The organism is Vibrio sp. Vb1026 (assembly GCF_033338745.1).
Classification (GTDB): Bacteria; Pseudomonadota; Gammaproteobacteria; order Enterobacterales; family Vibrionaceae; genus Vibrio; species Vibrio alginolyticus.
Genome location: NZ_JAWOTH010000069.1, coordinates 1 through 1,621 on the forward strand (window position 1 = coordinate 1; position 1,621 = coordinate 1,621).

General features: G+C 38.7%; 1 protein-coding gene and 1 pseudogene. Both read left to right on the top strand.

Annotated features, from left to right (window positions below; all coding sequences use genetic code 11):
• Nucleotides 1–370 (top strand): annotated as a pseudogene (locus tag R7E47_RS24210) (hypothetical protein); the annotation flags it as partial.
• Nucleotides 360–779, top strand: coding sequence for a hypothetical protein (locus tag R7E47_RS24215; RefSeq protein WP_276394767.1), 420 nt, complete (start codon nucleotides 360–362; stop codon nucleotides 777–779). The pseudogene R7E47_RS24210 and the gene R7E47_RS24215, both read left to right, overlap by 11 nt.
• Nucleotides 780–1,621 lie beyond the last annotated feature (842 nt).

A 1,621-nucleotide genomic window follows, 5' to 3' on the forward strand; every position in this document is an offset into this window, starting at 1 on the left:
GATTACAAACCCTACAATTAAGCAGTTGGGTGTTTTAGCTGAAGATACATTAAATGGATTTAAGAAAGGGGCTGTTTTAAGTTTAATTATATCGGCAACAATCAATACTAATGAATTGATGTTTAATGATGATTATCATTTAGTTGATTGGTGCGGTAGTATGGGAAGTGATTTGTTTAAGCTTTTAGCCACTGGCGCAGTTGTCGGTGGGATTGTTTGCTTGACGGTCGCTCTTGGAGTTGCCATTCCTATGGTGGTTGGTGCGATGGTTTGGGTTGGTGTTGATGTAATTATTTCTAATATTTGGGATGAAAACAAGATAGAAGAAAACATAATAAATGGCTTAAAAGAGGCCACAAATGCCAAATAGAATTCTGATTTTTTTAGGAGTTCCTCTTGTATTAATAGGGATGCCTTTCTTATTATTTGATGCGATAAGCCCAATACTGGATGTTTATATATATCATCCAGAATCTATAGCGTTAACCTCCGTTTTTTCTATAGTTCCTTTTTTATCATGGTTTTGGTTTTTAAGTATAATAGGGTTTGTTTGTATTTGTTTTAATAAGCGTCCTGAATTACCTAAAGAGTGGAGTAAATATTTAGGAACTTACATTCCTTGTTTTCTATTTGTCATTGGGGTTGTTTTTGGAACGATTGGAAAAGATGCAATAAAGAAACACCTTGTTGATAGTGGTTACTTTTTAATTACTACAGAAAAGATAAGAACATCATTTTATATATCTCTTGATAAAGATATATACCATAGGGCTGATTAAACAAAAATTTGAGAAGAGTATGCAACAAAGATCTTTGCATTGATCATTGAGATCTAACGATTTTAGGATTAATCTCTATCCCCAGATGTGAAAAAACCACTCTTGCCGGAGTGGTTTTTTCGGAATACTCACAAATGATGACCAAATCGTTGTGTAAGTCCTTCCATGATAGACCATATCAAGTAAGCACTTCAAGAGTATTTCTGCACTCTGTTTGGAATCAAGATGTTTTGGACAGAACGACGCGCATCACTCACCGACCAAGGGATGTTCCAAAGGTGAGAGGTAAAGGCACTAATCAGAACTAAGCGTAAAGCTCGATAACACCGCCCCTTGTAGCTGCTAGAGGGGACAAGCGGAAAAGGAATAACTGATTAGTGTTGTGTGACTGGAACGGGGGCGAAAGCTTTACACACAGCGCAGGGCAGTCCGAAATAAGGGGAGAAATCCTTAATTCTGAAAGCGACCAAAATGATGCTCAAATTCACTCAAAAAGAGTCGAAATTGGGTAGGGGTCGGCACAGCCGAAATAAGCAAATTTCGCGCCTCTTGAGGCAGCATTATCTCTGTTGGTGGAGCTGAGCGAGCTTGCGAGCGACTTCATTACTCGCGGCTTTAGCCGCTTTTTTTTTACTGCTTCAATATCATTATTTTTAAACCTCTTATACCTAGCGCACGGTTTGTTGTTGAATATGCGAGCGTAGCGAGTCTTTCAATTACAAATGCGCAATATAACCCTCACCCAAACCTTGCCACTGCCTCTCTGAAGCCATAATTCACCATAATTCACCCCCGTGTGACCGTCACAAAATCCGCCTTTTTTTTGCGCTGAAACTGTACGA

Excerpts from the sequence above, each read along its gene's own strand:
- R7E47_RS24215 (WP_276394767.1), top strand. The coding sequence starts at position 360 with ATGCCAAATAGAATTCTGATTTTTTTAGGAGTTCCTCTTGTATTAATA.